The organism is Pseudogemmobacter sp. W21_MBD1_M6, from assembly GCF_052119585.1.
Lineage (GTDB): Bacteria > Pseudomonadota > Alphaproteobacteria > Rhodobacterales > Rhodobacteraceae > JBGQOJ01.
The window spans coordinates 1-6212 of record NZ_JBGQOJ010000052.1 but is presented as its reverse complement, the minus strand read 5'-3'; the positions used below and the strand labels follow the sequence as shown (position 1 = coordinate 6212).

Here is a 6212-nt window from a genome sequence, read left to right as displayed (position 1 = left end):
GGCGAGTCGAAGTTGCTGAAGGAATGCACCCTGCCGCTGACCGGCAAGGCGGTCGTTGACCGGATCATCACCAACCTTGGCGTTCTGGACGTGGTCGAAGGCGGCCTGCGCATTGTCGAGATCGCCGACGGCGTGACCGAAGCCGAACTGCGCGCCGCGACAGAGGCGACAGTTCTGGGTTGACCCCGAAACAATCACAGGCATCGGGGCGGGGCCAATGGCCTCGCCCTTTTCATTTATGGCAAACCCCGGCAGACCGCATGTCATTATGGCAAAATAACTGTTACCAATATCGAAACAGCTTCATATTGTTGCCCCAATTTGTCGCTAATCGGCGTAGTAATGACAAGCAGCAGCACACATATCCCTTTGCCCCCGGCGCCCGAGCGTCGCCTTCGCGATCTGGCGTTGTTGGCTGCGCTGTTCGGGCTGATGCTGGTCGGCCTGATCGGGCTGGCCGCCGCGACGGGCTGGCAGGAAACGTTGGACCACATCGCAAGACTGTCGCCCCTGCAAATTGCCGGGCTTTTGGCGCTGTCCCTTGTCAATTACGGGTTTCGCGGCTTGCGCTGGCATATTTTCACCCGCAGCCTTGGCCTGCGCACGGCCCTGATCCAGAACTATCGGCATTTCCTTGGCGGCTTCGCCATGAGCGTGACCCCCGGCCGCGTTGGCGAACTGGTCCGTCTGCGTTGGCTGCGCCGCGAAACCGGATGGAACTTTGACCGCACCGCGCCTTTGGTGCTAGCCGACCGCGCCTCTGACCTTGCGGCGATCGCGCTGATCCTTGGCGGCGCGGTCTCGCTGTCTACGGGCGGCATCACCGGGGCCGTTCCGGTCACGCTGGCCGCCCTCGCCGCCGCGTTCATCGCGACGCGCCCCACGCTTTTGTCCGCCATCGTCAGCCTGACCTACCGCGCCACTGGCCTTGCACCACGGCTGTTCGCCCGCCTGCGCGGCGCGGCAAAATCGCTGCGGCACGTCTCGAACGGACCGGTTTTGGTGGCTGCATTGGCGCTTGGCCTGATTGGCTGGCTTGCCGAGGGTTACGCCTTTTACCTTTTGATGATGTGGATGGGCGCCGATGTGCCCCTAGCCATGGCCATCGGTATTTTCGTCTTTTCGACCCTTGTCGGTGGCCTGACCGGCGCGCCCGGTGGCATTGGCGGGGCCGAAGGCACAATGATCGCGCTTCTGGCGTTGCAGGGCATCCCGTTCGAGGTCAGCCTGCCCGCCACACTTGTTATCCGGGTCACGACACTGTGGTTTGCCATCGGCATCGGCTTTGTCGTCTTCCCTTTCGCTGAACGCATTTCAAAAAGAGAGAGCCATGCGCTGGAAAACCGCTGACTACGAAGGCTGGGGCCGCGCCCATAAGGCCCGGGGCGAACTGGCCCGACCAGAGCGCCTGTCGACCCTGAAAACTCTCATCGCCGAAGAACCGGCCCCCGCCATCGGCAACTGCCGGTCCTATGGCGACGCGTCGCTGTGCAACAATGGCCGTGCCATCGACATGACGCGTCTTGACCGGATGCTGTCCTTCGATGCTTTGACCGGCGTGCTCGAAGTTGAAGCCGGCATTCGCGTCGGTGAAATCGCCCGCCTGTTTGCCCCCAAAGGTTGGCTGCCCGCCGTCATGCCCGGCACCGGATTTGCCACGATCGGCGGCTGCATCGCAAATGACGTGCACGGCAAGAACCACCACGGCGCGGGTTCATTCGGCCAGCATGTCATCAGCCTGACCCTGTTGCAGGGCGGCAAACTGGCTGTGGTCAGCCCTAAAAAAGCACCCGACCTGTTCAAGGCGACCATTGGTGGCCTAGGTCAGACCGGCGTCATCGTATCCGCAAAACTGCAACTGATCCCCTGCAAGGGCGATGTTATTATGGTGACCGAACGCCGCGCCGAGGATTTCGAGGAGTTTCTCGCGCTGCTCGACGCATCGACCGCCACCTATACCGTCGGCTGGATCGACGCGACAGCCAAGGGCCTGTCGCTGGGCCGCGGCATATTGGAAGAGGCCGAAACCGGCGCGGGCCTTGTGCCCCCCGCGAAAAAGCCCAAATCGGTGCCGTTCAACGCGCCAGCCTTTGCCCTGTCGCCGCCTGTGGTGAAATTGTTCAACGCCGCGTATTTCCGCCGCGTGCCGGAACGGGGTCGCACGCTGGTCAAGCCGATCTCGGATTTCTTCTTTCCGCTCGACCGGATTTACAGCTGGAACAGGCTTTACGGCAAAAAGGGCTTTCACCAGTTTCAATGCGTCGTGCCGATCAAATCCGCCCCCGCCCTTCAGGAAATGTTGGAAAAAATCGCCCATTCGGGTCTTGCGTCCCCCCTCGCCGTGCTCAAACGCATGGGATCGGGGCGCGCAGGCTATATGTCCTTTCCGATGGAGGGATATACGCTGGCCGTCGATTTTCCGAACCGGGGCCGCGCCGAGGCGCTGATCACGCGGCTGGAGGAAATGACGCTGACCGCTGGCGGGCGTATCTATCTGGCAAAAGACGCGCTGACAACGGGTGCAAGGATCAAGGCGATGTATCCCGACCACGCAAAATGGGCCGCTGCCGTGGCCAAAGCTGACCCCGAGGGATCCTATGTCACCGACCTGATCCGCCGCACTAACCTAAGGACCGCATAATGAGCGATACATGGATTATTCTCGGCGCGACCTCTGCCATGGCGCGGGCCTTTGCGCGGGCAGTTGCGGATCGCGGTGATGCGGTCTTTCTGGCGGGCCGCGATATGGACGACCTGTCCCATGCCGCCGCCGATCTGGCGCTGCGCGGCGCCAGACTGGCCGAGGCAATGGCCTTTGACGCGCGTAAGCCCGCTGGTTTCGACGCGATCATCGACCGCGCCGCCTCCGAAGAAGGCACAATCAATGTCGCGGTTTTCGTGGGCTCGATGCCAGCGCAATCCGAAATCGATGCAGATCCACGTCTGGTGGATGGCACCGTAACGGACAGCTTTACCGGCCCCGCGCGTTTTCTGCAGACCATCGCCCCCTTGATGGAACAGCGCGGTGGCGGCACGGTTGTCGGCGTCGGATCGGTTGCGGGCGACCGGGGGCGCATCGGAAACTATGTCTATGGCGCGGCTAAAGCCGGCTTTCACACCTATCTGTCCGGCCTGCGCAACCGCCTGACCCGCGCGGGCGGTCATGTGGTGACGGTAAAACCCGGCTTTGTCGATACCGCCATGACATGGGGCCTGCCCGGCATGTTCCTTGTCGCCACCCCCGATATGGTGGCCCGCGACATCCTGACTGCGGTCGAGAAAAAGCGGAACGTGATCTACACGCCGTTCTTCTGGCGCTACATCATGCTGATCATCCGGTCGATACCGGAACCGATCTTCAAAAAGCTCTCGGTCTGATCGGTCCCTTTGCCATTCTTCTCGGCCCAAATACTCCCGCGCGGAGCGCGTAAAGGCCTTGTTCGAGGGTCTATGCCTTCGGCGGGGATATTTTCAGACGTAAGGAAGCCAAAGAAAGATCAGAATCCGAACCATTGCTGCCAGATGCCTGCGGCGTAAAACATCAGCGACAAGGTTATCATCAGAATTCCGATCCCCATCTTGTCTTTCATCGCAAAAACGATGGGGTCGTAATCCTGCTTGCCGGTGTAGCCCAGCCAGACCATCCGCGTCAGCCAGATCGCCATCGGGATCATCGCCACCCAAAGCAGCCATTGCGAGGGGTAAAGCATCCGGGCTTGCGCGCTGAACGTATAAAGAAAGAAGATCAACAAGGCCCCGACAATCCCCAGGCCAGCAACGTTCAGCAAATCGCTACGGTCGGGCCGCCCGTATCCGCGCCCCGGCAGGCGTTCATCAGAGGTCGCAAGTGTCAGTTCGGTCAGCCGCTTCACGCAACCAAGTGCGATAAACACTGGAAAAATGAAGATCAGCATGAAAACCGAGGCAGAGACAGACCCCGCAGCCGCGCCCGCAACAACGCGCAGGGTGTAAAGCATCGCAAGGGTCGCGATATCGACCCAGCGCATCCGCTTCAGCTTTAGCGAATAGGCCAGTGACAGCATCATATAGATCAGCACAACGCCCAGAAATGCCGGATTAAGCCAGGCGGCAACGCCCAGCGCGAAAAATCCAAGCCCTGCACAGGCAGCCATTCCCACCCCAAGGGGCACCGCACCGCTGGCAAAGGGGCGATTGCGTTTGGTCGAATGCAGGCGGTCCGCCTCGAGGTCGACCAGATCGTTGATAAGATAGATACAGGACGCGGCGGCGGAAAAGGCCATAATGCCCTGAATGACCGTCAAAAGCGTCGACATCTGAAAATTATGCGCCGCGATCATCGGCATCAATAGCAAGATGTTTTTCACCCATTGGTGCGGGCGGATCGCGCGGATCAGATCGCGCATTTTCCAGCCACCGGCGAATTCCGTCACCGATTTTCCCTTGGCTGTCAGATCTCTGGCAATGGCATCGTGCCGGCCAACGATCAGCACGTTTTCCGCATGCTCCCACACCGCGCGGTCTACGGGGGCGTTGCCCGCATAGTCAAACCCGTTTTCGCCATAGGCGGCGACAAGCGCGTCGGCTTTGGCCCCCCCTTTCAGGTTCGTCACACCGTCGGATGCGAACACCCGCCCGCCGAGATGGTGATCGGCGGCCAGTTGTTTCACCACCGACACATCGGACGCAGAGGCCAGCACCACATCGCGCCCCGCCGCACGGCTTCGATCGGCCAGCGCCTTTATCTCAGGGTTCACCGGCAACAGGTCGGTGCGCAGCGGTGCAATCTGCGCCAACCGCGCCTTCAGCCGCTCGGGATGCAGAAGATAACGGGCCGAGGCGGACACAACCGCAACCGGATCTTTGCCCATTCCCGACCAGAAGCATTCCAGCAGAATATCCGTCTTCAGGAATGTGCCATCCACATCCAGCACAAGCGGTTTGATATTACCCATTCGTAGAAAGCCCCTGAACCACAAAGACGCAGCCGTCTGTCACCAGTTCCGGCGGGGTCTTGCACAGCCCCCGCGCAACAGTCCAGGCGGCCAGCACCTTGGGCACATAGGCCCTCGTTTCCGAATAGGGCGGAACGCCCTCGTGTTTTTTAACTGCATTCTCGCCCGCGTTATAGCTGGCAAGGACCATGACAGGATCGCGGTCGAATTCTTTCATCAACCAATCCAGATAGGCCACACCGCCCTTGATGCTGTCCGCCCCGATGGTCCGGTCAGTAACACCGAACCGCTCGGCGGTGGCGGGCATTAACTGCATCAGACCCGTAGCCCCTGCCGTGCTGACCGCATCGGCCTTTCCCGCAGATTCGATGCCGATCACGGCCAGAACCAGCGCGGGAGAGACCTCTGTGCCGATCGTGGCTTTCAGGATTTCGACCCCGTATGTCTTTGCGATCTCCTGCATATCCTGCAAGCGCGGGGTCGGAACGCCCTTGCCAGACGGGGCCTTTGTCAGGAATGCCACAGCTGTCGCCAACCGGCCAGGGCCGGATTCCGACAGCTTGGGCGACACGCCATCCCAATACCACTCCAGACCATAAGGTGCAGGTGCTGCCGCGACAGTAGTGTCCAATGCGGGAGGGGATGGCAGGCCGACAGCGGCGGCACGGGCCGTTGCGCGCGCACGCGCAGCGGCGGGATCAATTTGAACCGTTATACGTTTTGCGCCGCCGCCTCCGGGCGGTTTGGCGCGTTTGAATGTGAAATCGCCATGAGAGTTCAACCCCTCGGCCAAACCCACACCCGCACACAGCATGGCGGATAGCACCAATCCCGATACAAATGTCCGTTTCATGCGGTTCCTGCTCTGCCGCTTTATTATTATCCCCACTTGTCGCAAAAAAATGCGCACAAAGCCAGTATTTCCCGGGTCAAAGATATGGCAATCCGGCCACAATCGCTGGATTTGCCGGGATTTTAATGAAAAAGAACCGAACGTTAAAATATTTTATTGTTATATTTCAGATAGATATAACAAATTAACGCCTTGTTCTCATTTGGTCCAAAAATGCCGATTCAAGGTCAAATTCTCGCCCAATTCGAACGGCTATATAGGGTCATACCAACGAGGCAAATGAGCGAAGATGTTCACGAGCAGATCTCAGCGGTCAGTAGAAATTGAAACATCACCTGAGGGACTAACATCATGAACTTCTTCAAACTCTATAAATCCTTCCAGAACGACGAAGATGGCGCAGTCACGGTTGACTGGGTTGTGTT

At 59.7% G+C, this 6212-nt stretch carries 5 protein-coding genes and 1 pseudogene; 4 read left to right on the top strand and 2 right to left on the bottom strand.

Annotated features, from left to right (window positions below; all coding sequences use genetic code 11):
• From ACEN2R_RS20470 to ACEN2R_RS20455, 4 genes and pseudogenes are all read left to right on the top strand, one after another.
• A pseudogene (locus ACEN2R_RS20470) lies at nt 1-183 on the top strand (succinyl-CoA--3-ketoacid-CoA transferase); the annotation flags it as partial.
• A gap of 159 nt (nt 184-342) precedes the next feature.
• Nucleotides 343-1350 carry a lysylphosphatidylglycerol synthase transmembrane domain-containing protein gene (locus tag ACEN2R_RS20465; RefSeq protein WP_442044730.1) on the top strand — a complete coding sequence of 336 codons (1008 nt, stop codon included), beginning with the start codon at nt 343-345 and terminating at the stop codon, nt 1348-1350.
• A complete protein-coding gene (locus ACEN2R_RS20460; RefSeq protein WP_442044728.1) occupies nt 1331-2641 on the top strand; it encodes an FAD-binding protein in 1311 nt (436 codons plus the stop codon). The genes ACEN2R_RS20465 and ACEN2R_RS20460 overlap by 20 nt, the downstream gene beginning before the upstream one ends.
• A complete protein-coding gene (locus ACEN2R_RS20455) occupies nt 2641-3378 on the top strand; it encodes an SDR family oxidoreductase (protein WP_442044726.1) in 738 nt (245 codons plus the stop codon). The genes ACEN2R_RS20460 and ACEN2R_RS20455 overlap by 1 nt, the downstream gene beginning before the upstream one ends.
• 119 nt (nt 3379-3497) lie before the next feature.
• Here the strand turns inward: ACEN2R_RS20455 and ACEN2R_RS20450 are convergent, their stop codons facing one another.
• Both ACEN2R_RS20450 and ACEN2R_RS20445 read right to left on the bottom strand, forming a co-directional pair.
• Nucleotides 3498-4934: a UbiA family prenyltransferase gene (locus ACEN2R_RS20450; protein WP_442044725.1), complete on the bottom strand. Its 1437-nt coding sequence runs from the start codon at nt 4932-4934 to the stop codon at nt 3498-3500.
• Nucleotides 4927-5787: a lytic transglycosylase domain-containing protein gene (locus tag ACEN2R_RS20445; RefSeq protein WP_442044723.1), complete on the bottom strand. Its 861-nt coding sequence runs from the start codon at nt 5785-5787 to the stop codon at nt 4927-4929. The genes ACEN2R_RS20450 and ACEN2R_RS20445 overlap by 8 nt, the downstream gene beginning before the upstream one ends.
• Nucleotides 5788-6212: the final 425 nt, after the last annotated feature.

Excerpts from the sequence above, each read along its gene's own strand:
- ACEN2R_RS20460 (WP_442044728.1), top strand. The coding sequence starts at position 1,331 with ATGCGCTGGAAAACCGCTGACTACGAAGGCTGGGGCCGCGCCCATAAG.
- ACEN2R_RS20450 (WP_442044725.1), bottom strand. The coding sequence starts at position 4,934 with ATGGGTAATATCAAACCGCTTGTGCTGGATGTGGATGGCACATTCCTG.
- ACEN2R_RS20465 (WP_442044730.1), top strand. The coding sequence starts at position 343 with ATGACAAGCAGCAGCACACATATCCCTTTGCCCCCGGCGCCCGAGCGT.
- ACEN2R_RS20445 (WP_442044723.1), bottom strand. The coding sequence starts at position 5,787 with ATGAAACGGACATTTGTATCGGGATTGGTGCTATCCGCCATGCTGTGT.
- ACEN2R_RS20455 (WP_442044726.1), top strand. The coding sequence starts at position 2,641 with ATGAGCGATACATGGATTATTCTCGGCGCGACCTCTGCCATGGCGCGG.